Annotated in this window: 24 protein-coding genes; 16 read left to right on the top strand and 8 right to left on the bottom strand. The window is 60.4% G+C overall.

Going from position 1 to position 25327, the window contains the following annotated elements; all coding sequences use genetic code 11:
• The first annotated feature begins 12 nt into the window (after nt 1-12).
• Both HX821_RS19125 and zapE read left to right on the top strand, forming a co-directional pair.
• Nucleotides 13-1368, top strand: coding sequence for a tryptophan--tRNA ligase (locus HX821_RS19125; protein WP_008437254.1), 1356 nt, complete (start codon nt 13-15; stop codon nt 1366-1368).
• Between the two features lie 78 nt (nt 1369-1446).
• Nucleotides 1447-2541 (top strand): cell division protein ZapE, encoded by a 1095-nt coding sequence (zapE, locus tag HX821_RS19120; protein ID WP_003216025.1) that lies wholly within the window; start codon nt 1447-1449, stop codon nt 2539-2541.
• 194 nt (nt 2542-2735) lie between these two features.
• Here the strand turns inward: zapE and HX821_RS19115 are convergent, their stop codons facing one another.
• Nucleotides 2736-3656 carry a GlxA family transcriptional regulator gene (locus HX821_RS19115; protein ID WP_177036248.1) on the bottom strand — a complete coding sequence of 307 codons (921 nt, stop codon included), beginning with the start codon at nt 3654-3656 and terminating at the stop codon, nt 2736-2738.
• Between the two features lie 220 nt (nt 3657-3876).
• On the opposite strand from HX821_RS19115, the gene HX821_RS19110 reads away from it, so the two are divergent.
• On the top strand, nt 3877-5013 hold the full coding sequence (locus tag HX821_RS19110) for an acyl-CoA dehydrogenase family protein (protein WP_003216028.1): 1137 nt from the start codon (nt 3877-3879) through the stop codon (nt 5011-5013).
• Between the two features lie 123 nt (nt 5014-5136).
• Here the strand turns inward: HX821_RS19110 and HX821_RS19105 are convergent, their stop codons facing one another.
• The gene (locus tag HX821_RS19105; protein ID WP_003216030.1) at nt 5137-6177 is read right to left on the bottom strand and encodes an NADP(H)-dependent aldo-keto reductase; all 1041 of its coding nucleotides are present in this window, start codon (nt 6175-6177) and stop codon (nt 5137-5139) included.
• 248 nt (nt 6178-6425) lie between these two features.
• On the opposite strand from HX821_RS19105, the gene rplM reads away from it, so the two are divergent.
• The 8 genes from rplM (at nt 6426) to HX821_RS19065 (ending at nt 12234) form a co-directional block, all read left to right on the top strand.
• Nucleotides 6426-6854, top strand: coding sequence for a 50S ribosomal protein L13 (rplM, locus tag HX821_RS19100; protein WP_003216032.1), 429 nt, complete (start codon nt 6426-6428; stop codon nt 6852-6854).
• Between the two features lie 14 nt (nt 6855-6868).
• Complete coding sequence (gene rpsI / locus HX821_RS19095) at nt 6869-7261, top strand: 30S ribosomal protein S9 (protein ID WP_003216038.1); 393 nt, start codon at nt 6869-6871, stop codon at nt 7259-7261.
• Nucleotides 7262-7527: 266 nt separating this feature from the next.
• Nucleotides 7528-8124 (top strand): ubiquinol-cytochrome c reductase iron-sulfur subunit, encoded by a 597-nt coding sequence (gene petA / locus HX821_RS19090; protein ID WP_003216040.1) that lies wholly within the window; start codon nt 7528-7530, stop codon nt 8122-8124.
• A complete protein-coding gene (locus HX821_RS19085) occupies nt 8124-9335 on the top strand; it encodes a cytochrome bc complex cytochrome b subunit (protein ID WP_177036224.1) in 1212 nt (403 codons plus the stop codon). The genes petA and HX821_RS19085 overlap by 1 nt, the downstream gene beginning before the upstream one ends.
• Nucleotides 9335-10114 carry a cytochrome c1 gene (locus HX821_RS19080; protein WP_003216044.1) on the top strand — a complete coding sequence of 260 codons (780 nt, stop codon included), beginning with the start codon at nt 9335-9337 and terminating at the stop codon, nt 10112-10114. The genes HX821_RS19085 and HX821_RS19080 overlap by 1 nt, the downstream gene beginning before the upstream one ends.
• Before the next feature lie 145 nt (nt 10115-10259).
• The gene (locus HX821_RS19075) at nt 10260-10877 is read left to right on the top strand and encodes a glutathione S-transferase N-terminal domain-containing protein (protein ID WP_003216049.1); all 618 of its coding nucleotides are present in this window, start codon (nt 10260-10262) and stop codon (nt 10875-10877) included.
• 17 nt (nt 10878-10894) lie between these two features.
• Nucleotides 10895-11314 (top strand): ClpXP protease specificity-enhancing factor, encoded by a 420-nt coding sequence (locus HX821_RS19070; RefSeq protein WP_177036223.1) that lies wholly within the window; start codon nt 10895-10897, stop codon nt 11312-11314.
• Nucleotides 11315-11484: 170 nt separating this feature from the next.
• A complete protein-coding gene (locus HX821_RS19065) occupies nt 11485-12234 on the top strand; it encodes a FadR/GntR family transcriptional regulator (protein ID WP_008437251.1) in 750 nt (249 codons plus the stop codon).
• 201 nt (nt 12235-12435) lie between these two features.
• Here the strand turns inward: HX821_RS19065 and HX821_RS19060 are convergent, their stop codons facing one another.
• A complete protein-coding gene (locus HX821_RS19060; protein WP_177036222.1) occupies nt 12436-13590 on the bottom strand; it encodes a phospholipase in 1155 nt (384 codons plus the stop codon).
• Between the two features lie 224 nt (nt 13591-13814).
• On the opposite strand from HX821_RS19060, the gene kdgD reads away from it, so the two are divergent.
• The 5 genes from kdgD to HX821_RS19035 all read left to right on the top strand — a co-directional run bounded on the left by kdgD (nt 13815) and on the right by HX821_RS19035 (nt 20362).
• Nucleotides 13815-14726: a 5-dehydro-4-deoxyglucarate dehydratase gene (gene kdgD, locus HX821_RS19055; protein ID WP_003216058.1), complete on the top strand. Its 912-nt coding sequence runs from the start codon at nt 13815-13817 to the stop codon at nt 14724-14726.
• A gap of 54 nt (nt 14727-14780) precedes the next feature.
• The gene (locus HX821_RS19050) at nt 14781-16226 is read left to right on the top strand and encodes an aldehyde dehydrogenase family protein (RefSeq protein WP_003216060.1); all 1446 of its coding nucleotides are present in this window, start codon (nt 14781-14783) and stop codon (nt 16224-16226) included.
• Between the two features lie 87 nt (nt 16227-16313).
• Nucleotides 16314-17678 (top strand): MFS transporter, encoded by a 1365-nt coding sequence (locus tag HX821_RS19045; protein WP_003216062.1) that lies wholly within the window; start codon nt 16314-16316, stop codon nt 17676-17678.
• Between the two features lie 13 nt (nt 17679-17691).
• Entirely contained in the window at nt 17692-19245 is a 1554-nt protein-coding gene (gene garD / locus HX821_RS19040) for a galactarate dehydratase (protein WP_008437248.1), read from the top strand.
• Nucleotides 19246-19420: 175 nt separating this feature from the next.
• The gene (locus HX821_RS19035; protein WP_003216066.1) at nt 19421-20362 is read left to right on the top strand and encodes an AEC family transporter; all 942 of its coding nucleotides are present in this window, start codon (nt 19421-19423) and stop codon (nt 20360-20362) included.
• On the opposite strand, the gene HX821_RS19030 is transcribed toward HX821_RS19035, so the two are convergent.
• From HX821_RS19030 to gatA, 5 genes are all read right to left on the bottom strand, one after another.
• On the bottom strand, nt 20359-20739 hold the full coding sequence (locus HX821_RS19030; RefSeq protein WP_003216068.1) for a carboxymuconolactone decarboxylase family protein: 381 nt from the start codon (nt 20737-20739) through the stop codon (nt 20359-20361). The two genes, HX821_RS19035 and HX821_RS19030, sit on opposite strands and share 4 nt — an antisense overlap.
• On the bottom strand, nt 20736-21782 hold the full coding sequence (locus HX821_RS19025; protein WP_032899620.1) for a calcium/sodium antiporter: 1047 nt from the start codon (nt 21780-21782) through the stop codon (nt 20736-20738). The genes HX821_RS19030 and HX821_RS19025 overlap by 4 nt, the downstream gene beginning before the upstream one ends.
• 59 nt (nt 21783-21841) lie before the next feature.
• A complete protein-coding gene (locus HX821_RS19020) occupies nt 21842-22213 on the bottom strand; it encodes a septal ring lytic transglycosylase RlpA family protein (RefSeq protein ID WP_003216071.1) in 372 nt (123 codons plus the stop codon).
• A 193-nt stretch (nt 22214-22406) separates the two neighbouring features.
• Nucleotides 22407-23852 carry an Asp-tRNA(Asn)/Glu-tRNA(Gln) amidotransferase subunit GatB gene (gene gatB / locus HX821_RS19015; RefSeq protein WP_003216073.1) on the bottom strand — a complete coding sequence of 482 codons (1446 nt, stop codon included), beginning with the start codon at nt 23850-23852 and terminating at the stop codon, nt 22407-22409.
• A gap of 10 nt (nt 23853-23862) precedes the next feature.
• Nucleotides 23863-25314, bottom strand: coding sequence for an Asp-tRNA(Asn)/Glu-tRNA(Gln) amidotransferase subunit GatA (gene gatA, locus HX821_RS19010; RefSeq protein ID WP_177036221.1), 1452 nt, complete (start codon nt 25312-25314; stop codon nt 23863-23865).
• Nucleotides 25315-25327: the final 13 nt, after the last annotated feature.

Raw genomic sequence — 25327 nt, 5'->3', positions numbered from 1 at the left:
AAGCGATCACCCATGACGACCCGTACCCGCATCCTCACCGGCATCACCACCACCGGCACGCCGCACCTGGGCAACTACGCCGGCGCGATCCGCCCGGCGATCCTTGCCAGCCAGGACGCCAACGCCGACTCCTTCTACTTCCTGGCCGACTACCACGCCCTGATCAAGTGCGATGACCCGCAGCGCATCCAGCGCTCGCGCATGGAAATCGCCGCGACCTGGCTGGCCGGTGGCCTGGATGTGAACCGGGTAACCTTCTACCGTCAGTCCGATATCCCGGAAATCCCCGAGCTGACCTGGTTGCTGACCTGCGTGGCGGCCAAGGGCCTGCTCAACCGTGCGCACGCCTACAAGGCCTCGGTGGACAAGAACCTGGAGAACGGCGAAGACCCGGATGCGGGGATCACCATGGGCCTGTACAGCTACCCGGTGCTGATGGCCGCGGACATCCTGATGTTCAACGCCCACAAGGTGCCGGTCGGTCGTGACCAGATCCAGCACGTGGAAATGGCTCGCGACATCGGCCAGCGCTTCAACCACCTGTTCGGCAAGGGTAAAGAATTCTTCACCATGCCCGAAGCGCTGATCGAAGAAAGCGTCGCCACCTTGCCGGGCCTGGATGGCCGCAAGATGTCGAAGAGCTACGACAACACCATCCCGTTGTTCACCAGCGCCAAGGACATGAAGGACGCGATCTCGCGGATCGTCACCGACTCCCGCGCGCCGGGCGAAGCCAAGGATCCGGACAACTCGCACCTGTTCACCCTGTACCAGGCGTTTGCCACCCAGGCCCAGGAAGAAGAGTTCCGCGGTGAACTGCTGCAAGGCCTGGGCTGGGGCGAGGCGAAGAACCGTCTGTTCCAACTGCTGGACGGCCAGTTGGGTGAAGCGCGCGAGCGTTATCACCAACTGATGTCGCGCCCGTCGGACATGGAAGACCTGCTGCTGGTCGGCGCCCGCAAAGCCCGCGCCGTGGCTGCACCGTTCCTGGCCGAACTGCGTGAAGCGGTGGGCCTGCGCTCGTTCGTCAATCCGGTCGCCGTGGCTGCCACCACCAAGAAGAAAGCTGCGAAAGCCGCACGCTTTGTCAGCTTCCGCGAAGACGACGGCAGCTTCCGCTTCCGTTTGCTGGCGGCCGAAGGCGAGCAACTGCTGCTGTCGCGCAACTTTGCCGACGGTAAAACCGCAGGCGCCGTAACCAAGCAGCTGCAATCGGGTCAGGCGCTGGATGTACGCAGTGAAGCCTCGAGCTTCAGCGTGTGGCTGGACGGTGAAGTCGTCGCCGATAGCCCGGCGTTCGCCGACAGCGCCTCGCGGGATGCGGCGATCGAAGCCTTGCGCGTTGCGTTGACCCCAATCGAGGATTGACCCGACCAAGGGTTGATTGCCATTCTTCAGGGCCGTCGTTACAGTGGCGGCCCGTTTTTGTTGCCTTGCTAACGAATTATGACGCCCCTAGAACGATATCAAGCTGATCTGAAACGCCCTGAATTCTTCCATGACGCTGCCCAGGAAACTGCGGTGCGCCATTTGCAGCGCCTGTACGACGACCTGGTCCAGGCCTCGCAGAACAAGCCGGGCATGTTCAGCAAGCTGTTTGGCAAGAAAGACCATACGCCGGTCAAGGGCCTGTATTTCTGGGGTGGTGTTGGCCGGGGCAAGACTTACCTGGTGGACACCTTCTTCGAAGCGCTGCCGTTCAAGGAAAAGGTCCGCACCCACTTCCACCGCTTCATGAAGCGCGTGCATGAAGAGATGAAGACCCTGCCGGGCGAAAAGAACCCGCTGACCATCATCGCCAAGCGCTTCTCGGAAGAAGCCCGGGTGATCTGTTTCGATGAGTTCTTCGTGTCCGACATCACCGACGCGATGATCCTCGGCACCCTGATGGAAGAGCTGTTCAAGAACGGCGTGACCCTTGTCGCCACCTCGAACATCGTGCCCGACGGCCTGTACAAGGACGGCCTGCAACGCGCGCGTTTCCTGCCGGCCATCGCCCTGATCAAGCAGAACACCGACATCGTCAACGTCGACAGCGGCGTCGACTACCGCCTGCGTCACCTTGAACAAGCCGAACTGTTCCACTACCCGCTCAATGAAGTGGCCCAGGAAAGCCTGCGCAAGAGCTTCCGCGCGCTGACGCCGGAATGCACCCAGGCGATTGAAAACGACAAGCTGATCATCGAAAACCGCGAAATCATCGCGCTGCGCACCTGCGATGACGTGGCCTGGTTCGAATTCCGCGAACTGTGCGACGGCCCTCGCAGCCAGAACGACTACATCGAACTGGGCAAGATCTTCCACGCGGTGATCCTGAGCGGTGTCGAGCAGATGAGCGTCACCACCGACGACATCGCGCGGCGCTTTATCAACATGGTCGACGAATTCTACGACCGCAACGTCAAGCTGATCATCTCGGCGGAAGTCGAGCTCAAGGACCTCTACACCGGCGGCCGCTTGAACTTCGAATTCCAGCGCACCTTGAGCCGCTTGCTGGAAATGCAGTCCCACGAGTTCCTGTCGCGGGCGCACAAGCCGTAAGCGATGTGCTTGAAATGAAAAAGGCCCGCAGCGATGCGGGCCTTTTTTTATGCAAAATTTCCAGGTCAACAGAACGCAACTGTGGGAGCCGGGCTTGCCCGCGATAGCGGTCTGTCGGTTGATGCCTCTGGTGCCTGGCACGCCGCCATCGCAGGCAAGCCAGCTCCCACATTTTTACTGTGTATACCCTTTGGTTACGCGGCCTGCTGGAACTGCTGGCGATACTGGTTGGGCGACAGCTCGGTATGCTGGCGGAACAGCCTCGCAAAGAAGCTCGCGTCGTCGTAGCCCACCTCGTAACTGATGGTCTTGATGCTTTTGCGGCTGCCGGACAGCAGGCCCTTGGCTGTCTCGATGCGCAACCGTTGTAGGTAGTGCAGCGGCTTGTCACCGGTGGCGGTCTGGAAGCGGCGCATGAAGTTGCGGATGCTCATGCCGTGTTCCCGGGCCACGTCTTCGAAGCGGAACTTGTCGGCGAAGTGCTCTTCGAGCCAATGCTGGATCTGCAGGATGATCACGTCCTGGTGCAGCTTCTGCCCGCCAAAACCGATGCGCCCGGGGGCGTAGCTGCGTTGCACTTCGTAGAGGATGTCGCGGGCGACGGCCTGGGCGATGTTGGCGCCGCAGAAGCGTTCGATCAGGTAGATGTAGAGGTCGCAGGCCGAGGTGGTGCCGCCGGCGCAGTAGAGGTTGTCGGCGTCGGTCAGGTGCTTGTCCTGGTTCAGCTGCACCTTGGGAAAGCGTTCGGTGAAAGCGTTGAAGAAGCGCCAATAGGTGGTCGCTTCCTTGCCATCCAGCAGGCCGGCTTCGGCGAGCCAGAACACCCCGGTGGCTTCGCCGCACAGCACCGCGCCACGGGCGTGTTGTTCACGCAGCCAGGGCAGCACTTGGGGGTAGCGTTGGCACAACGAGTCGAAATCGTCCCAGAAGGCCGGGAGCACGATGATGTCGGCGTTTTCGAGGCCGCCGTCCACCGGCATGATCACATCGCTGAAGCTGCGCACCGACTGCCCGTCGGGGCTGACCAGGCGGGTTTCGAAGGCGGGAGTGAGGCCCTGGCCCAGCTGTCTGCCGTAGCGTAGGCTCGCGAGGTGGAAGAAATCCTTGGCTTGCATGAGGGTTGAAGCGAATACCCGATCAATGGCCAAAATGCTGACGCGCCGCAAGGGCGTGGAGATTTGGTTAGACATAATTTCATTTATTCTTATAGGGGAAAGTGGTCACCAGACGGCTGGATCGTCTTATTTTTTGTCGCATGTGTCCAGTGTCCCGTGACGCCTTCGCGGCTTAGGCTCTGTGATCCCGGTCTTGTCCGACAATTCACACAGGTGACCCATGATTCCCAGAACCTTGTTCAGCTCGGAGCACGAACTCTTCCGCCAGAGCGTGCGCACCTTCCTCGAAAAAGACGCGGCGCCGTTCCACGGGCAATGGGAAAAGCAGGGCTACATCGACCGCAACCTGTGGAACAAGGCGGGGGAGGCGGGGATGCTCTGCTCGCATTTGCCGGAAGAGTACGGCGGCCTCGGGGCGGACTTTCTCTACAGCGCGGTGGTGATCGAGGAGATCAGTCGCCTGGGATTGACCGGGATTGGTTTCTCCCTGCATTCGGACATTGTTGCGCCCTACATCCTGCATTACGGCAGTGAGGCGCTGAAGCACAAGTACCTGCCCAAGCTGATCTCCGGGGAAATGGTCACGGCGATTGCCATGACCGAGCCGGGGGCCGGGTCCGACCTGCAAGGGGTCAAGACTACGGCGGTGCTGGATGGCGATGAATACGTGATCAACGGCTCCAAGACGTTCATCACCAATGGCTTCCTGGCTGATCTGGTGATCGTCGTGGCCAAGACCGATCCCAAGGCCGGCGCCAAGGGCACCAGCCTGTTCCTGGTGGAGGCCAACACGCCGGGTTTCGACAAGGGCAAGCGCCTGGAGAAGGTCGGGATGAAGGCCCAGGATACATCGGAGCTGTTCTTCCAGGATGTGCGGGTGCCCAAGGAGAATCTGCTGGGCCAGGCGGGGATGGGCTTTGCCTACCTGATGCAGGAGTTGCCGCAGGAGCGTTTGACGGTGGCGATTGGCGCGTTGTCGTCAGCCGAGGCGGCGCTGCAATGGACGCTGGAATACACCCGCGACCGCAAGGCGTTCGGCAAGGCGATCATCGACTTCCAGAACACCCGATTCAAGCTGGCGGAGATTGCCACTGAAACCCAGATCGGCCGGGTGTTTGTCGACAAGTGCATGGAGTTGCACCTGGAAGGCAAGCTCGATGTGCCCACGGCCGCGATGGCCAAATACTGGGCCACAGACCTGCAGTGCAAGGTGCTGGATGAGTGTGTGCAACTGCACGGCGGGTATGGGTTTATGTGGGAATACCCGATTGCGCGGGCGTGGGCAGATGCGCGGGTGCAGCGGATTTATGCGGGGACGAATGAGATCATGAAGGAGATTATTGCGCGGGCGCTTTGAATTCTTGGTGTTTTTGAGGGCCTCTTCGCGAGCAAGCCCGCTCCCACATTCGACTGCATTCCAAAGGTGGAACTCGGTCGAATGTGGGAGCGGGCTTGCTCGCGAAGGCGGTCTAGAGATCAATCAAGGCGCAGGATTCGGATGATCCTTCTGAATCGCCTCAATCCCTGCCAGCACCTCATCCGACAGTTTCAGGTCGGCACTGGCGATGTTGCTGTCCAGCTGGTCCAGGGTCGTGGCGCCAATGATGTTGCTGGTCACGAACGGTTGTTGGGTTACAAACGCCAATGCCATCTGCGCCGGGTCCAGGCCGTGCTCACGGGCCAGTGCCACGTAACGGCTGCATGCAGCTTCCGACTGCGGGTTGAAGTAGCGGCTGAAGCGGCTATAGAGGCTCAGGCGGCCCTTGGCCGGGCGTGCGCCACCTTCGTACTTGCCGCTGAGCATGCCGAACGCCAGCGGTGAATACGCCAGCAAACCGCACTGTTCACGGATGGCGATTTCCGCCAGGCCCACTTCAAAGCTGCGGTTGAGCAGGTTGTAGGGGTTCTGGATCGACACCGCGCGGGTCCAGCCACGGGCTTCGGCCAGGGCCAGGAACTTCATGGTGCCCCACGGGGTTTCGTTGGACAGGCCGATGTGGCGGATCTTGCCGGCCTTGACCTGCTCATCCAGGGCTTCGAGGGTTTCTTCCAGCGGCGTCAGGTCTTCTTCGGCCTTGTGCTTGTAGCCCAGTTGGCCGAAAAAGTTGGTGCTGCGTTCCGGCCAGTGCAGCTGGTAGAGGTCGATCCAGTCGGTTTGCAGGCGCTTGAGGCTCGCGTCCAGGGCTTCGGCGATGTGCTTGCGGTTGTGCTTGAGGCTGCCATCGCGGATGTAGTCGATGGTGTTGCCGGGGCCGGCGATCTTGCTGGCGAGGATCCAGTCGGCACGGTCGCCGCGGCTTTTGAAGTAATTACCGATGTAGCGCTCGGTGGTGGCGTAGGTGTCGGCCTTGGGCGGCACCGGGTACATTTCCGCGGTGTCGAGGAAGTTGATCCCCGCGGCCTTGGCCCGTTCGATCTGTGCGAAGGCCTCTGCCTCGCTGTTCTGCTCGCCCCAGGTCATGGTGCCCAAGGCTATCGCGCTCACGTTCAGATCGGTTCGGCCCAGCTGTCGATAGTCCATCGGGTACTCCTTCGGGGAAAACAATCATAAAAGCAGGTTGAAATTTTTTTGGCAATCTGCATAATTGCCCACCTCTTTCTGCAGTGGAAGTGATGCGCCGCCTGCCGAAGAATCTTGCCGTTGAACGGACGCGCCGACCCGAGCCCCCGATAGCGTCTGTATCCGGCTGCCTTTGACTTGTCAAAGTACGCACTATTCAGTAAGATCCGCCGTCTAATTTACAGGGCGGCCCCTGAGGCTATTAAAGAATGACAACTTTTACTGCAAAACCAGAAACAGTTCAGCGCGACTGGTTTGTCGTCGACGCCGCTGGTCAGACCCTGGGTCGTCTGGCCACTGAAGTCGCCAGCCGTCTGCGTGGCAAGCACAAGCCTGAGTACACCCCTCACGTTGATACCGGTGACTACATTGTCATCATCAACGCCGAGCAGGTACGTGTTACCGGCAACAAAGCGCAAGACAAAATGTACTACCGTCACTCCGGTTTCCCAGGCGGTATCAAGTCTTCGAACTTCGAAGGCCTGATCTCCAAAAAGCCTGAAGCCCCGATTGAAATCGCGGTCAAAGGTATGCTGCCGAAGGGCCCACTGGGTCGCGACATGTATCGCAAGCTGAAAGTCTATGCGGGCGCTGCTCACCCTCATGCTGCTCAGCAGCCCCAAGAACTGAAGTTTTAACGGAATAGTTCATTATGTCGGCGACTCAAAATTACGGCACTGGCCGTCGCAAAACCGCTACCGCTCGCGTTTTCCTGCGTCCGGGTACTGGTAACATCTCGATCAACAACCGCACTCTGGAAAATTTCTTCGGTCGCGAAACTGCCCGCATGGTAGTTCGTCAGCCGCTGGAATTGACCGAGACCGTTGAAAAGTTCGACATCTACGTCACCGTTATCGGTGGCGGTGTAAGTGGTCAGGCTGGCGCAATCCGCCACGGTATCACTCGCGCTCTGATGCAGTACGACGAAACCCTGCGTGGCGCTCTGCGCAAAGCTGGCTTCGTGACTCGCGATGCTCGTGAAGTTGAACGTAAGAAAGTTGGTCTGCGTAAAGCGCGTAAGCGTCCGCAGTACTCGAAGCGTTAATTCGCTTTTACGTTCCAGAAAACGCCCAGCCTCCTCACGGAGCTGGGCGTTTTTTATTGCCTGCTATTTATGTAAAAAAATCTGTGTGACAACTTGCCACATCCGTAGAGCCCCTATACTCAAAGGCTTGGAGCCAGTGCCGGGGGTAATTACCTTGTCAGACGTGGGGCTTTTCATTACCATTCGGCAAAATTTTTATAAGTTCAGATTTAACACTTAGTAGACGCCTGATTTAACAGGCCACAAAGCTGATGGGAGAGGACTGAATGAGCAATGACGGCGTGAATGCAGGCCGGCGTCGCTTCTTGGTAGCAGCCACATCCGTGGTGGGTGCTGCAGGAGCGGTGGGGGCTGCGGTCCCGTTCGTGGGGTCATGGTTTCCCAGTGCCAAGGCGAAAGCCGCAGGTGCACCGGTGAAGGTGAATGTCAGCAAGATCGATCCAGGCCAGCAAATGATTGCTGAATGGCGCGGTCAGCCAGTGTTCATCGTTCGTCGTACCGAGGAAATCCTGGGAAATCTGAAGAAGATCGAGGGCCAGCTGTCCGACCCCGACTCGAAGAATTCCGACCAACCCGCTTACGTCGATAAGGAAATTCGCTCGATCAAGCCGGAAATTCTGCTGCTGATCGGTATCTGCACCCACTTGGGTTGCTCTCCCACCTTCCGCCCGGAAGTGGCGCCTGCGGACCTGGGCAAGGACTGGGTCGGGGGCTATTTCTGCCCGTGCCACGGTTCTCACTACGACCTCGCTGGCCGCGTCTACAAGTCACAACCTGCACCACTGAACCTGCCAGTTCCGCCACATCACTACGAGACTGACAGTGTCATTGTCATTGGCGTCGACGAGGGGGAGAAAGCCTGATGAGCAAGTTCATGGATTGGGTGGATGCGCGCTTCCCCGCGACCAAGATGTGGGAAGACCACCTCAGCAAGTACTACGCACCGAAGAATTTCAACTTCTTCTATTTCTTTGGCTCCCTGGCACTTCTGGTACTGGTCAATCAGATCGTTACCGGTGTCTGGCTGACGATGAGCTACACGCCGTCGGCCGAAGAAGCCTTCGCCTCCGTCGAATACATCATGCGCGACGTCGAGTACGGCTCGATCCTGCGTCTGCTGCACTCCACCGGCGCCTCGGCGTTCTTCATCGTCGTCTACATGCACATGTTCCGTGGCCTGCTCTACGGCTCGTACCAGAAGCCTCGCGAGCTGGTGTGGGTGTTCGGCATGCTGATCTACCTGGCGCTGATGGCCGAGGCCTTCATGGGCTACCTGCTGCCGTGGGGCCAGATGTCCTATTGGGGCGCCCAGGTGATCATCTCGCTGTTCGGTGCGATCCCGGTCATCGGCAACGACCTGACCCAGTGGATTCGCGGTGACTACCTGATCTCCGGGATCACCCTGAACCGCTTCTTCGCCTTGCACGTGGTGGCCTTGCCGATCGTGATCCTGGGCCTGGTAGTGCTGCACATCCTGGCGTTGCACGAAGTGGGTTCGAACAACCCCGACGGCGTGGATATCAAGAAGCACAAGGACGAAAACGGCGTACCACTGGACGGCATTCCGTTCCACCCGTACTACACCGTGAAAGATATCGTCGGTGTGGTGGTGTTCCTGTTCATCTTCTGCTCGATCGTGTTCTTTTTCCCGGAGATGGGCGGTTATTTCCTCGAGAAACCGAACTTCGAACAGGCGAACGCCTTCAAGACCCCGGAACACATTGCCCCGGTCTGGTACTTCACTCCGTTCTACGCGATCTTGCGGGCGATTCCCGACAAACTCATGGGCGTTATCGCCATGGGCGCAGCGATTGCGGTGCTGTTCGTGCTGCCGTGGCTCGACCGTAGCCCGGTCAAGTCCATGCGCTACAAGGGCTGGCTGAGCAAGATCTGGCTGTGGGTGTTCTGCATTGCGTTCGTGATCCTGGGTGTGCTGGGCGTATTGGCGCCGACCCCGGAGCGTACGTTGCTGTCGCAGGTCTGCACCTTCCTGTACTTCGCCTACTTCATTCTGATGCCGCTCTATACCCGGCTCGAGAAGACCAAACCGGTACCGGAAAGGGTGACTGGCTGATGAAAAAATTATTCGTTGCATTCATTCTTGCGGCCCTGCCGCTGCTGTCTTTCGCCGCTGAACACGGCCCAGAGCTGGAAAAAGTCGACATCGACGTGTCGGACAAAGCCGCAATGCAGGACGGGCTGCGTACGTTCACCAACTACTGCATGGGCTGCCACAGCGCCAAGTTCCAGCGTTACGAGCGAGTGGCCGACGACCTGGGCATTCCCCATGACGTGATGCTGAGCCACTCGGTGTTCACCGGGGCGAAGATCGGCGACCACATGACCATCGGCATGCAACCGGCCGACGCCAAGACCTGGTTCGGGGCTGCACCGCCCGACCTGACCCTGGTGGCCCGTGTGCGTGGCACCGATTGGCTCTATGGCTACCTGAAATCCTTCTATGAAGACCCGACGCGTCCCTACGGCGTGAACAACAAAGTGTTCCCGAACGTCGGTATGCCTAACGTTCTGGTCGGCCTGCAAGGTCGCCAAGTGGTAGGATGCAAGCAAGTACAAATCGTCGAAGACGGCAAGAAGCAGTATGATCCGCTCACCGGTACGCCTCTGACTCATGAAGCGTGCGATCAGCTGACCATAGTGCCGAAGACCGGCACGCTGAACGAAGAGCAGTTCGACGAGAAGGTCAAGAATCTGGTGACCTTCCTGGCCTACTCGGCCAACCCAGTGAAGCTGCAGCATCAGCGCATTGGTACCTATGTGTTGCTGTACCTGGCCTTCTTCTTCGTGTTCGCCTATCTGCTGAAACGCGAATACTGGAAGGATGTGCATTGATCCAACCGTAAGTAATTGCTGTTAATCTTGCGCGCCCAGCGGCATCTCTGAAGGTAAGTCTGGTTTATCCAGGCATCACGGAGATGCTCACTGGGCGCGCTCGTTTTTGAGCTTCCGATAATTTCAACAAGCGAGGAGGACCGCCATGGGCGTGACCAATCGGTTGGCCTGTTACTCCGACCCCGCCGACCACTATTCCCACCGAGTACGCATCGTGCTCGCAGAGAAGGGTGTCAGCGCAGAGATCATCAGTGTGGAGGTGGGACGTCACCCGCCGAAACTGATCGAAGTGAACCCTTACGGCAGCTTGCCCACCCTGGTCGATCGTGACCTGGCGTTGTGGGAGTCAACCGTGGTGATGGAATACCTGGATGAGCGTTATCCCCATCCACCGTTGCTGCCGGTGTATCCGGTGGCGCGTGCCAACAGCCGCCTGCTGATCCATCGGATCCAGCGTGACTGGTGTGGCCTGGTGGACCTGATTCTGGATTCACGCAGCAAGGAAGCGGCCCGGGTTCAGGCGCGCAAGGAATTGCGCGAGAGCCTGACCGGTGTTTCGCCGTTGTTTGCCGACAAACCTTTTTTCCTCAGCGAGGAACAAAGTCTGGTGGATTGCTGCCTATTACCCATACTCTGGCGCTTGCCGATTTTGGGCATAGAACTGCCGCGGCCTGCCAAGCCGCTGCTTGACTACATGGAGCGCCAGTTTGCGCGTGAGGCTTTCCAGGCGAGTCTGTCTGGTGTCGAACGCGATATGCGCTAAGGCTTAAGGAGCCGTTGATGAACTCCAGTCGACCTTACCTGGTCCGCGCGCTCTATGAGTGGATAGTGGACAACGATTGCACCCCGCACATGCTGGTCAATTCCGAGTTTCCCGCGGTTCAGGTACCGCAAGGTTTTGCCAGTGACGGACAAATCGTCCTGAACGTTTCACCCAGTGCCGTGCGACACCTGCACATGGACAATGAAGCGGTCAGCTTTGAAGGGCGTTTCGGCGGTGTGCCGCATACGCTGTTCGTGCCCATCGGTGCCATCCTCGGGATCTACGCCCGGGAAAATGGCCAGGGCATGGTGTTTGATCTGGAGTCTTCCCTTGAGGATGACGAAGCGATCGAGCTCGGAGGCGAAGATGATGTGCCGCCGCCGGATTCCGAGCCACCGCGTCCAAGCGGTCGGCCGAGTCTGAAAGTGGTGAAGTAACAAGGCGCGGGCCCTCGGGCCAGCGTTGAAAATGCCTCGGCGATGCCGGGGCATTTTTTTGCCTGGCGAAAACCCCGGCGGTTATAGATGAAAGTCATGACAGGACGGTGATCGTACAACCGCCATGGGCTATCATGCGTGCTTCAGATCGCCGAGATAGATGATTCATCATGGAAAACTCCAGCGCCGCCCCTCGTCTTCCCCGCAAGCGCCGCAGCCTTGCCCAGGAATTGGTCACGGTGTTGTCCGAGCAGATCCGCGACGGCCAACTCAAACGTGGCGACAAACTGCCCACCGAGTCGGCGATCATGGACGCCCACGGGGTCAGCCGCACCGTGGTGCGTGAAGCCATCTCGCGATTGCAGGCCGCCGGGCAGGTAGAAACCCGCCATGGCATCGGTACCTTTGTGCTGGATACGCCAAGCCCCAGCGGTTTCCGGATTGATCCGGCCACTGTCGTCACCCTGCGTGATGTGCTGGCCATCCTTGAACTGCGGATCAGCCTGGAAGTGGAGTCTGCCGGGCTTGCTGCCCAGCGCCGTAGCGACGAGCAATTGGCCGGCATGCGTGCTGCCCTCGATGCGCTGAACGAAAGCGCGGCCCACGCCGGTGATGCGGTGGCGTCGGACTTCCAGTTCCACCTGCAGATTGCCCTGTCCACCGGCAACCGCTACTTCACCGACATCATGACCCACCTGGGCACCAGCATCATTCCGCGCACGCGGCTGAACTCGGCACGCCTGGCCCATGATGACCAGCAGCACTACATGAGCCGCCTGAGCCGCGAACACGAAGAGATCTATGAGGCGATCGCGCGCCAGGATTCGGATGCGGCGCGGGCGGCCATGCGGTTGCACCTGACCAACAGCCGTGAGCGGCTGCGCCATGCCCATGAAGAGGCGGAAGCGCAGCGCGGTTGATTCCAGGCTGGACGTAAGCGTGTGGCTTGAAAGCTCATTGTGGCGAGGGAGCTTGCTCCCGTTGGGCCGCGCAGCGGCCCCAAATCCATTGCCCCGAGTTCTGTCTGAAAGAACCCCGTGTTCTTGCCGGGGCTGCTTCGCAGCCCAACGGGAGCAAGCTCCCTCGCCACAGGTTAGTGCGCGAGGCTTAACTCACGTCTTTCAGGCCGGCTGATTCGGCTTGTAGTCCTTGAGCAGCAGATACGTGCTCCAACCCCACCAGTCATTGGTCCACTGCTTGTCGTTCAGGTTGTTGACGTCCTTGCGTCGCAGCACCTTGTCGCCTTCAGCCTTGAACAGCGGTGAGAAGTTGTTCGCCGGGTTCTGCGCGGCGTTCAGGTCCGGCACATACAGCGGTGCCTTGAAGTTGGCCGGGGAGGGCGCCATGCCGCTGATAAACGTTTCGAAGATCTCATCGGCCGAGGCCTGCACGGCGCGTTTGACCATGGCGCGGTTGGCCGCATCGTTGCTGTCGAAATAGCGTTTATCACCGTAGGCATGCCACTGCTCGCCCAGGGCGTTGCGCACATTGAGCCCGAACTTGCTGTCTTCATCGTGCATGAAGCGGCTGATCAGCGAGCCCAGTTCACCCGGTGTCACCACCGCCGCCAGTTGCTTGCGCGGTACCCGCAGGTGCCCGGCGGAAAATAGATCGGTCAAAAAGTGATCAGCAAAGCTGTTCATGGCATAGGCCAGTTCCAGCGCCTGGTCGGTGCCGGTCTGATACGCCACGACGGCTTGTTGCAAGGCTGCCGTATGCCCCGCCAGATAGGCCGCCAAAGCCCATTCGCCAAAGTGGTCGGCATTGTCTGCCGCCAGTTTGAGGTAGCGACCCAGTGGAATCAGCGCCGAGACGGCACTGCCGCCGCCGGTGATGTGGTTCCATTCCTCGGACAAGGTGTCACCCAGCGCGTCATAGGCTTCATGGGGTTGCTTGCCGTCCTTGATCGCCTGGTTGACCGCATTGATCTCCTTTTGCATCACCGCCAGGATCTTGCCCGCTTCTTCCCGTGATGCTGGCAATACCGCCAGCGAGTTGAATGCATCGGTAAAGCGCTGCACACGATCAGCGGGCGATGTGCCTTCGTTGATGGGGCGCCCGGGGATGCCATAGAAATCACCGCCCAGGGCGATGATCTGGCCGTAGCTCAGGGCCAGGCCATTGGGCAGGTGCAATTCGACCTGCCGCGCGGGAATCGGCGGGGCGTCCTTGACGAAACGCAACAGGGTGTCGTCGCCGATGGCGGTGTGTTCGCCGCCTTCAAAACGCAGGGTTGGTGGGGTTTTCACAGGTGTGGCGAGTTCAAGATCTGACATGTTAGCTCCTTGCTACGTCGTAGGAATCTTCCGTAATAACTGTACGTATATACAGTTATCCCGAGCATAGAGGAAAAACTTCCTACGTCAAGAAAGCAGCAATCGAGAAGGGCGGCGATGAATTGCAGTTGACGAATATTTTTATAGTTGTACGATGACGTACGACATCAAGATAACCATCCGTAATCTCACAACAGAAAGTCTTCGCCCAGGGTGTTCGAATAATGAATCCACAAGAACTGAAGTCCATCCTCTCTCACGGTCTGCTGTCTTTCCCGGTGACCGATTTCAATGCCCAGGGTGATTTCCACCAGGCGGGCTACATCAAGCGTCTGGAATGGCTGGCCCCTTACGGCGCTACCGCCTTGTTCGCCGCTGGCGGCACCGGTGAGTTTTTCTCCCTGGCGGCCAGCGAATATTCGCAAGTAGTGAAAACCGCCGTTGATACCTGCGCCACCAGCGTGCCGATTCTTGCCGGCGTCGGCGGTGCCACCCGCCAGGCTATCGAGTACGCCCAGGAAGCCGAGCGTCTGGGCGCCAAAGGCCTGTTGCTGCTGCCGCACTACCTGACCGAAGCCAGCCAGGACGGGGTTGCCGCCCACGTTGAAGCGGTGTGCAAGTCGGTCAAGATCGGTGTAGTGGTCTACAACCGCAACGTCTGCCGCCTGACCGCGCCGCTGCTGGAACGCCTGGCCGAGCGCTGCCCGAACCTGATCGGTTACAAGGACGGCCTGGGTGACATTGAATTGATGGTGTCGATCCGTCGTCGCCTCGGTGACCGTTTCAGCTACCTGGGCGGCTTGCCGACTGCAGAGGTTTACGCCGCTGCCTACAAGGCCCTGGGCGTGCCGGTGTACTCCTCGGCGGTGTTCAACTTCATTCCAAAAACCGCGATGGATTTCTACCACGCCATTGCCCGGGAAGATCACGCCACCGTCGGCAAGATCATCGACGACTTCTTCCTGCCGTACCTCGACATCCGTAACCGCAAGGCCGGTTACGCGGTGAGCATCGTCAAGGCCGGGGCGAAAATCGTCGGTTACGACGCAGGCCCCGTGCGTACGCCGCTGACTGATCTGCTGCCGGAAGAATACGAAGCCCTGGCCGCGTTGATCGACAAGCAAGGCGCGCAATAACCCATCACCAAGGCCGCTGAGTAATCAGCGGCTTTTTGCGTCAGGAGAGAATTCGTGTCCCAAGCCAAGCGTTTTGAAAACTACATCGGTGGCCAGTGGGTTGCCGGCGCCGACTACTCGGCCAACATCAATCCGTCGGAGTTGTCTGATGTCATTGGCGAATACGCCAAGGCTGACCTCGCCCAGGTCCACGCGGCCATCGACGCTGCGCGCGCTGCTTTTCCGGCGTGGTCCACTTCCGGGATCCAGGCGCGTCATGATTCGCTGGATAAAGTCGGTACCGAAATCCTCGCCCGTCGCGAAGAACTCGGCACCCTGCTGGCCCGGGAAGAGGGCAAGACCCTGCCGGAAGCCATCGGCGAAGTGACCCGCGCCGGTAACATCTTCAAATTCTTCGCCGGTGAATGCCTGCGCCTGTCCGGCGACTACCTGCCGTCGGTGCGTCCGGGCGTCAACGTTGAAGTGACCCGTGAGGCGTTGGGCGTGGTTGGCCTGATCACGCCGTGGAACTTCCCGATTGCCATCCCGGCCTGGAAGATCGCCCCGGCCCTGGCCTACGGCAACTGCGTGGTGCTCAAACCGGCTGAACTGGTACCGGGCTGCGCCTGGGCCCTGGCCGAAATCATCTCCCGCGCCGGCTTCCCTGCCGGTGTGTTCAACCTGGTGATGGGCAGCGGCCGTGTGGTCGGCGATGCCATGGTCAACAGCCCGAAAGTCGACGGCATCAGCTTCACCGGCTCGGTGGGCGTGGGTCGTCAGATCGCCGTCAGCTGCGTGTCGCGCCAGGCCAAGGTGCAGTTGGAAATGGGCGGCAAGAACCCGCAGATCATTCTCGACGACGCCGACCTCAAGCAAGCCGTCGAGCTGTCGGTGCAGAGCGCGTTCTACTCCACCGGCCAGCGTTGCACCGCGTCCAGCCGCTTTATCGTCACCGCCGGGATTCACGACCAGTTCGTCGCGGCCATGGCCGAGCGGATGAAGTCGATCAAGGTCGGCCACGCCCTGAAAACCGGCACCGACATCGGCCCGGTGGTTTCCCAGGCCCAGCTGGACCAGGACTTGAAGTACATCGACATCGGCCAGAGCGAAGGCGCCCGGCTGGTCAGCGGCGGTGAGCTGGTGACCTGCGACACCGAAGGCTACTTCCTCGCGCCGACGCTGTTTGCCGACAGCGAAGCCGCGATGCGCATCAGCCGTGAAGAGATCTTCGGCCCGGTGGCCAACGTGGTGCGCGTGGCGGATTACGAGGCGGCGCTGGCGATGGCCAACGACACCGAGTTCGGCCTCTCGGCCGGTATCGCCACCACCTCGCTGAAATACGCCAACCACTTCAAGCGTCATTCCCAGGCCGGGATGGTGATGGTCAATCTGCCGACTGCCGGTGTGGATTACCACGTTCCATTCGGCGGCCGTAAGGGTTCATCCTACGGTTCGCGTGAGCAGGGTCGCTATGCGCAAGAGTTCTACACCGTGGTGAAAACCAGCTACATCGGTTCGTAACGGCTGCACCCTGTGGCGGGTCCGTGCCCGCCACAGGCTTACAATTTGATTACCCGCAAAAAAAATAATTAGTGGGAGTACATCTTCATGCAAGCGACCAAGCCGACCCATGTCCGCTATTTGATCCTGCTCATGCTGTTCCTGGTGACCACGATCAACTACGCCGACCGGGCCACCATCGCCATTGCCGGCTCCAGCCTGCAAAAAGACCTCGGCATCGACGCGGTCACCCTTGGCTATATCTTCTCCGCATTCGGTTGGGCCTACGTGGCCGGGCAAATTCCCGGCGGCTGGCTGCTGGACCGATTCGGTTCGAAAAAAGTCTACGCCCTGAGCATCTTCACCTGGTCACTGTTCACCGTGCTGCAAGGCTATGTCGGTGAGTTCGGTGTTTCCACGGCCATCGTTGCGCTGTTCATGTTGCGCTTCCTGGTGGGCCTGGCTGAAGCGCCATCCTTCCCCGGAAATGCGCGCATCGTGGCGGCGTGGTTTCCTACGGCTGAACGCGGCACCGCCTCGGCGATCTTCAACTCGGCGCAGTACTTCGCGACTGTGTTGTTCGCGCCGTTGATGGGCTGGATCGTCTACACCTTCGGCTGGCAGCACGTGTTTATCGTGATGGGCGGCATCGGCATTCTGTTCTCGTTGATCTGGCTGAAACTTATCCACAGCCCGCGCCAACACCCGATGATCAACGACGCCGAACTGCAGCACATCGCCCAGAACGGCGGCATGGTCGATATGGATCAGGACAAGGGCAAAGGCAAGAAAGTCGACGGGCCGAAGTGGGATTACATTCGTCAATTGCTGACCAATCGCATGATGCTCGGCGTGTATCTGGGCCAGTACTGCATCAACGGCATCACCTACTTCTTCCTGACCTGGTTCCCGGTGTACCTGGTCCAGGAGCGCGGCATGACGATCCTCAAGGCCGGCTTTATTGCTTCCCTGCCTGCGGTCTGTGGTTTTATCGGTGGCGTGTTGGGCGGGATCATTTCCGACTATCTGCTGCGCAAAGGCCATTCGCTGACGTTCGCCCGCAAGGCGCCGATCATTGGTGGATTGCTGATTTCCTGCAGTATCGTGGCCTGCAACTACGTAGACATCGAATGGATGGTGGTGGGCTTCATGGCCCTGGCCTTCTTCGGTAAAGGCGTTGGCGCACTGGGTTGGGCGGTAGTCTCCGACACCTCGCCAAAGCAAATCGCCGGTTTGAGCGGTGGTCTGTTCAACATGTTCGGCAACATCGCGTCGATCACCACCCCGATTGTGATCGGCTACATCATCAGCACCACCGGCTCGTTCAAGTGGGCCCTGGTGTTCGTTGGCGCCAACGCGCTGGTCGCTGTGTTCAGTTACGTGGTGATCGTTGGCCCGATCAAGCGTGTAGTGCTCAAGGAGCCGCCGGCCAAAGGCCCCGAGCTGACTAAACTTTCCCAAGCGCATTCCTGAAGGGGCCCGCGTCATGCAGTTGATTGAACATGCCGATTCGCCACGCTCCATCCGTTTGCACGCACTGGATAACGTGGTGATTGTGGTCAACGACCAGGGCGTACCGGCGGGGACCGAGTTTCCCGACGGCCTGGTGACGGTGGATTTCATTCCCCAAAGCCACAAGGTGACGCTGGAAGACATCCCCGAAGGCGGCCGCATCATTCGCTACGGCCAGACCATCGGTTATGCCCTGCGCCCGATTCCCCGCGGCAGTTGGGTGCAGGAAGATCAACTGCGCATGCCCACGGCGCCGCCGCTGGACAGCTTGCCGCTGTCCACCGAAGTGCCCGACGCCCAGGCGCCCCTGGAGGGTTTTACCTTCGAGGGTTATCGCAATGCCGACGGCACCGTGGGCACACGCAATATCCTCGGGATTACCACCACGGTGCAGTGCGTCACGGGCGTGCTGGACCATGCGGTGAAGCGCATCAAGGACGAGTTGCTGCCCAAGTACCCGAACGTCGATGACGTGGTGGCGCTGACCCACAGCTACGGCTGCGGCGTGGCGATCACGGCCACCGACGCCTACATCCCGATCCGCACCGTGCGTAACCTGGCGCGCAATCCGAACCTGGGCGGTGAAGCCCTGGTGATCAGCCTGGGTTGCGAGAAGTTGCAGGCCGGGCAGGTGATGCATGAAAACGACAGCTCGGTAGACCTGAGCGAGCCATGGCTGTATCGGTTGCAGGACTCCAGCCACGGCTTTACCGAAATGATCGAACAGATCATGGAACTGGCCGAAACCCGCCTGAAGAAACTCGACCTGCGCCGGCGGGAAACCGTACCGGCGTCGGAGTTGATCCTCGGTATGCAGTGTGGCGGCAGTGATGCGTTCTCGGGGATTACCGCCAACCCGGCGCTGGGTTATGCCTCGGATTTGCTGCTGCGGGCGGGCGCGACGGTGATGTTTTCCGAAGTGACCGAAGTCCGCGATGCGATCTACCTGCTGACTTCCCGTGCCGAGAACCAGGACGTGGCCCGGGAACTGGTGCGGGAAATGGACTGGTACGACCGCTACCTGGCCAAGGGCGAGGCGGATCGCAGCGCCAACACTACGCCCGGGAACAAGAAGGGTGGGTTGTCGAATATTGTCGAGAAGTCGTTGGGGTCGATCGTCAAGTCGGGCAGCAGTGCGATCAATGGCGTGCTTGGCCCGGGCGAGCGGTTCAATCGCAAGGGCCTGATCTTTTGCGCCACGCCGGCGAGTGATTTTGTGTGCGGCACGTTGCAGTTGGCGGCGGGGATGAATTTGCATGTGTTCACCACCGGGCGTGGCACGCCCTATGGGCTGGCGATGGCGCCGGTGGTGAAGGTCTCTACCCGGACGGAGCTGGCGCAGCGTTGGCCTGACCTGATTGATATCGACGCCGGGCGGATCGCCACCGGTCGGGCGACGATTGAGGAGCTGGGTTGGGAGTTGTTCCACTTCTACCTGGATGTGGCCAGCGGCAAGAAGCAGACATGGGCGGAGCAGCACAAGCTGCATAACGACATTACGTTGTTCAATCCCGCGCCGATTACTTAAGACCGAGTCGCCTGCTTCGCGAGCAAGCCCGCTCCCACATTTGACTGCATTCCAAAGGTAGAACTCGGTCAAATGTGGGAGCGGGCTTGCTCGCGAAAGCGGTAGTCCAGACGAAGCTGGCCATGCTGGCTTATCATTAGCCACCTACCGACGCCCACCCAAGGTTCTCCCCGGCATGCTGGCAATCTTCCTACAAACCCTGAACATCACCGCGCCGGTGTTTGCCATGCTGTTCCTGGGCGTCCTGCTCAAGCGCATCAACTGGATCAACGACAACTTTATCCACATCGCTTCGGCCCTGGTGTTCAACGTCACCATGCCGGCGTTGCTGTTCCTCGGGATTCTCCATGCCGACCTGCATTCAGCCCTCAAGCCCGGCCTGCTGATCTATTTCGCCGTCGCCACGCTGCTGAGCTTCGCCCTGGCCTGGGGCTGGGCGATCTTTCGGTGCCCGCGGGAAGATCGCGGCATCTATGCCCAAGGCGCGTTTCGCGGTAACAACGGGGTGATCGGCCTGGCCCTGGCCGCCAGTATGTACGGCGACTACGGGATTTCCCTTGGCGCGGTGCTCGCGGCGCTGGTGATCCTGTTCTACAACACCCTGTCGACCATTGTGCTGGCGGTGTACAGCCCGGTGATCAAGTCCGACCCGTGGAGCATTTTCAAAAGCGTGCTGGCCAACCCGTTGATCATCAGCGTGATCGCGGCGGCGCCCTTCGCGTACTTCCAGATTGGCTTGCCTGGCTGGCTGGAATCCTCCGGGCAGTACCTGGCGGACATGACGTTGCCATTGGCGTTGATCTGTATCGGTGGCACGTTGTCGTTGGCGGCGCTGCGCAAAAGCGGCGACATGGCCCTGAGCGCCAGCCTGATGAAGATGGTCTGGCTGCCGGTGATCGCGACCCTGGGGGCGTGGCTGCTGGGGTTCCGTGGGCCGGAGTTGGGGATTCTGTTCCTGTACTTCGGCGCGCCCACGGCGGCGGCCAGTTTTGTGATGGCGCGGGCGGCGGAGGGCAATCATGAACTGGCGGCCGCGATTATCGTGATCACCACCCTGATGGCGGCGGTGACCACGAATATCGGGATTTTCGTGTTGCAGGCGGGTGGCTGGATCTAGGCGTCTTTCTGGTAGCTGTCGATCACTTCCTGCGCGGCGCGGAAGGCGTCAATCGCCGCCGGCACACCGGCATACACCGCACAATGCAGCAGCGCCTCGCGAATCTCCTCCACGGTGCAACCGTTGTTCAGCGCGCCGCGCACGTGGCCCTTGAGTTCCTGCGGGCACTTGAGGGCGGTCAACGCGGCGAGGGTGATCAGGCTGCGGGTTTTCAGCGGCAACCCTTCGCGATTCCACACGCTGCCCCAGGCATGCTCGTTGACGAAATCCTGCAGCGGCTGGCTGAACTCCGTGGCATTGCCCAGCGCCCGATCGACAAACACATCACCCATCACCTGGCGGCGCATTTCAACGCCGGGCTTTTTCTGTTCGGTCATTGCGATTCCCTCTTGTGTTGGCGGCGCCAGGCTTGCAGCGAGGTGAACAACAGGAAAGCCACCAGCGCTGGCAGGACGTAATACAGCATCAGTTGTTCAAGCTTGTTGGCCAGCGGCATGCCGAAGGTGAACGACACCACGTGCAGCCCGTACACCAGGTACAGGCCCAGGAATACCAGGCCTTCGGCCCGGGTGACGCGGTAGCCCGAATAAAACACCGGCAGGCACAGGGCGACCACGCCGAGCATTACCGGCAGGTCGAAATCCAGGGCATTGGGCGACACCGACAACGGCGAGGGCGCCACCAGGGCGGTAAAGCCCAGCACCCCAAGCAGGTTGAACAGGTTGCTGCCGATCACGTTGCCCACGGCAATTTCCCGCTGGCCGCGCAGGGCGGCGATCAGCGAGGTGGCCAGGCAGGGCAGGGAAGTGCCGACGCCAATCAGCGTCAGACCGATGATGCGTTCCGACAGGCCCAGGTCAGAGGCCACGTCCACCGCCGCGCCCAGCAGCAGGTGCCCGGCCAGTACGAGGATCAACAGTCCACCGAGCATCAGCAGCACGCTGCTCAGCCACGGCGCCTGCACCACAGTGTCCCGGGTGCGCGGGCGGCGGGAGTGGCGGGTCTGGTAGAGCAGCACGCCGAGGTAGGCCACCAGGGCCACCAGCAGTAACAGGCCATCGATCGGCGTGAGTTCTTCATTGGCGGCTAGCACAAACACCAGCAGGCTGGCGATGATCATCATCGGGATATCCAGGCGTACCAGTTGCCGGGAGACCCGCAGCGGAATGATCAGGGCTGCCAGGCCAAGGGTCACGAGGGTGTTGAAGATGCTGCTGCCGATCACACTGCCCACGGCGATGTCGGTGTTGTCCGCCAGGGTCGCTTGCAAGCTGATCGCCATCTGCGGCGCGCTGCTGCCGAAGGCGACGATGCTCAGGCCGATGATCAGCGGGCGCACCTTGAGGCTGGCCGCCAGGCGCACGGCGGCGCGTACTAATACTTCTGCGCCGAAGATCAACAGCAGCAGGCCGCTGATCAGTTCGATCAGGCTAAAGGGCGAGAGGGCGGTTAATGCGGAAATGGCCTGGGCTCCGTCGGTCAGTTGCTGAGGGCTTGCACGCGAACGCGCGCGGTGCCGCTGCCGATCATACCGATCTGTTCGGCGGCCTTGCGTGAAAGGTCGATCAGGCGCCCACGGGTATGCGGGCCGCGATCATTGATGCGGACAACGACGCTTTTGTTGTTGTCGAGATTGGTGACCTTCACCTGCGTGCCGAAGGGCAGGCGACGATGGGCGGCGGTCAGGGCATTCTGGTTGAACGGTTCACCGCTGGCAGTGCGGTTGCCGTGGTGTTTGGCGCCGTAGTAGGACGCGGAGCCGGTTTCGTCATAGCCGTTGGGGTCGATGAGGCCGCTGGCGCAGCCGGCGAGCAGAGAGAACAGGGCCAACAGGCCGAGTAGACGCTTCATTTTCAAGGTTTCCCCCTTACAGATGTGGGAGCGGGCTTGGGTGGGAGCGGGCTTGCTCGCGAATACAGTGTGTCAGGCAACGAATAGGCTGACTGATCCACCGCTTTCGCGAGCAAGCCCGCTCCCACACAAGCCCGCTCCCACAAGGGGTCAGAGTTGGACGTGAGGTCCTGCTCCGACCATTTCACCGCGTTTAGCCTTCGAGTTTGCTTTTCAGCAGTTCGTTGACCTGTTGCGGGTTGGCCTTGCCTTTGGAGGCTTTCATCGCCTGGCCGACAAAGAAGCCGAACATCTTGCCGCGCTTGGCTTCATCCGCCGCACGGTATTGTTCAACCTGTTCGGCATTGGCTGCCAGCATCTCGTCGAGCACGGCCGAAATCGCGCCGCTGTCGGTGACTTGCTTCAGGCCGCGCTTTTCGATGATCTCGTCAGCGTTGCCTTCGCCGGCGGCCATGGCTTCAAACACGGTCTTGGCGATTTTGCCGGAGATGGTGTTGTCCTTGATCCGCAGCAACATGCCGCCCAACTGTTCTGCCGACACCGGTGCTTCGTCGATTTCCAGGCCCTGTTTGTTCAACAGGCTGCCCAGCTCAACCATCACCCAGTTGGCCGCCAGTTTGGCGTCGCCGGCAATGCTCACGACTTTTTCGAAGTAGTTGGCTTGCTCGCGGCTCGACGCCAGCACGCTTGCGTCATACACCGAAAGACCGAACTGCGCCTGGAAACGCTCGCGTTTCTGCGGTGGCAGTTCCGGCAGCGTGGCGCGCACGTCAGCCAGGAACGAGTCCTCGATGACCACCGGCAACAGGTCCGGATCGGGGAAGTAACGGTAGTCGTTGGCTTCCTCCTTGCTGCGCATGGCGCGGGTTTCGTCTTTGTTCGGGTCGTACAGGCGGGTCTGCTGGATCACCTTGCCGCCGTCTTCGATCAGCTCGATCTGGCGACGTACTTCGGTGTTGATCGCCTTCTCGATGAAACGGAACGAGTTGACGTTCTTGATCTCGCAGCGGGTGCCGTACTCGGCCTGGCCTTTTGGCCGCACCGACACGTTGCAGTCGCAACGCAGGGAGCCTTCGGCCATGTTGCCGTCGCAGATCCCGAGGTAACGCACCAGCGCGTGGATCGTCTTGACGTAGGCCACGGCTTCCTTGGCGCTGCGCATGTCCGGCTCGGAAACGATCTCCAGCAGCGGGGTGCCGGCGCGGTTCAGGTCGATGCCGGTGGCGCCGTTGAATTCTTCATGCAGGCTCTTGCCGGCATCTTCTTCCAGGTGCGCACGGGTCACGCCGACACGTTTGATGGTGCCGTCTTCCAGCGGGATGTCCAGGTAGCCCTTGCCGACGATCGGCAATTCCATCTGGCTGATCTGGTAGCCCTTGGGCAGGTCCGGGTAGAAGTAGTTCTTGCGGGCGAACACGTTGTGCTGGCCGATCTCGGCATCGATGGCGAGGCCGAACATCACCGCCATGCGCACCGCTTCCTGGTTCAGCACCGGCAGCACGCCGGGCATGCCCAGGTCTACCAGGCTGGCCTGGGTGTTGGGTTCTGCGCCGAACGTGGTGGCGCTACCGGAGAAAATCTTCGATTGGGTGGCGAGCTGGGTATGAATCTCCAGCCCGATCACGACTTCCCATTGCATAGTGTTCTCCTCAGAAGCCGGTAGGGGTGCGAGTGTGCCAGTCAGTGTTCAACTGGTACTGGTGCGCCACATTGAGCAGGCGGCCTTCCTGGAAATACGGGGCGAGCAGTTGCACGCCCACCGGCAAGCCATCGACGAAACCTGCAGGCATGGACAAGCCCGGCAGACCGGCGAGGTTGGCGGTGATGGTGTACAGGTCTTCCAGGTACTCGGCGATCGGGTCGCCGGTCTTGGCGCCGATCTTCCAGGCCGGGTTCGGCGTGGTTGGGCCGAGGATCACGTCGACTTCATTAAAGGCAGCCATGAAGTCGTTCTTGATCAGGCGACGGATCTTTTGCGCCTTGAGGTAGTACGCGTCGTAGTAGCCGGCCGACAGGGCGTAGGCACCGACCATGATCCGGCGTTGTACTTCCGCGCCGAAACCTTCGCCACGGGAGCGCTTGTATAGGTCGGTGAGGTCTTTCGGGTTTTCGCAGCGGTAGCCGAAGCGCACGCCGTCGAACCGCGACAGGTTGGAGGACGCTTCTGCCGGGGCGATCACGTAGTAGGCCGGAATCGCGTGCTGGTTGTTCGGCAGGCTGATTTCCTTGATCACGGCGCCGAGCTTTTCCAGCTCCTTGACGCTGTTGTGCACCAGTTCGGCGATGCGCGGGTCGAGGCCGGCGCTGAAATACTCTTTCGGCACGCCGATGCGCAGGCCTTTGATCGAGGTATTCAGGCTGGCGCTGTAGTCCGGCACGGGTTCATCAATGCTGGTGGAGTCCTGCGGATCGAAGCCTGCCATGCCTTGTAACAAAATTGCGCAGTCTTCAGCGGTGCGTGCCAGGGGGCCGCCCTGGTCGAGACTGGAGGCGTAGGCAATCATGCCCCAGCGGGAAACGCGACCGTAGGTCGGTTTCAGACCGGTGAGGTTGGTGAAAGCGGCCGGTTGGCGGATCGAGCCGCCAGTGTCGGTGGCCGTGGCGACAGGTAACAGACGAGCGGCAACCGCGGCTGCCGAACCACCGGACGAACCGCCGGGCACGTGCTCGAGGTTCCACGGGTTTTTCACCGCGCCGTAGTGGCTCGACTCGTTGGCCGAGCCCATGGCGAATTCGTCCATGTTGGTCTTGCCCAGGGTCACGGCCCCGGCAGCGGCCAGCTTGGCGACCACAGTGGCGTCGTAGGGCGCCTTGAAATTGTCGAGCATCTTCGAGCCGCAGCTGGTGCGAATGCCCTGGGTGCAGAACAGGTCCTTGTGGGCAATCGGCGCACCCAACAGGGCGCCGTTCTCACCGTTGGCGCGACGTGTGTCGGCGGCCTTGGCCTGGCTCAGGGCCAGCTCTTCGGTGATGCTGATGAAGCTGTTGACCTTAGGGTCCAGCTCGGCGATACGCGCCAGCAGGGTCGTGGTCAGCTCTTCGGAAGAAAACTTTTTGTCGGCGAGACCGCGGGCGATCTCGGCCAGAGTCAATTGATGCATTGCAGGCTCTTTC

Source organism: Pseudomonas sp. B6001 (assembly GCF_013386015.1).
In the GTDB taxonomy this organism is placed as follows: domain Bacteria; phylum Pseudomonadota; class Gammaproteobacteria; order Pseudomonadales; family Pseudomonadaceae; genus Aquipseudomonas.
This window is presented reverse-complemented; position numbering and strand designations above follow the sequence as displayed.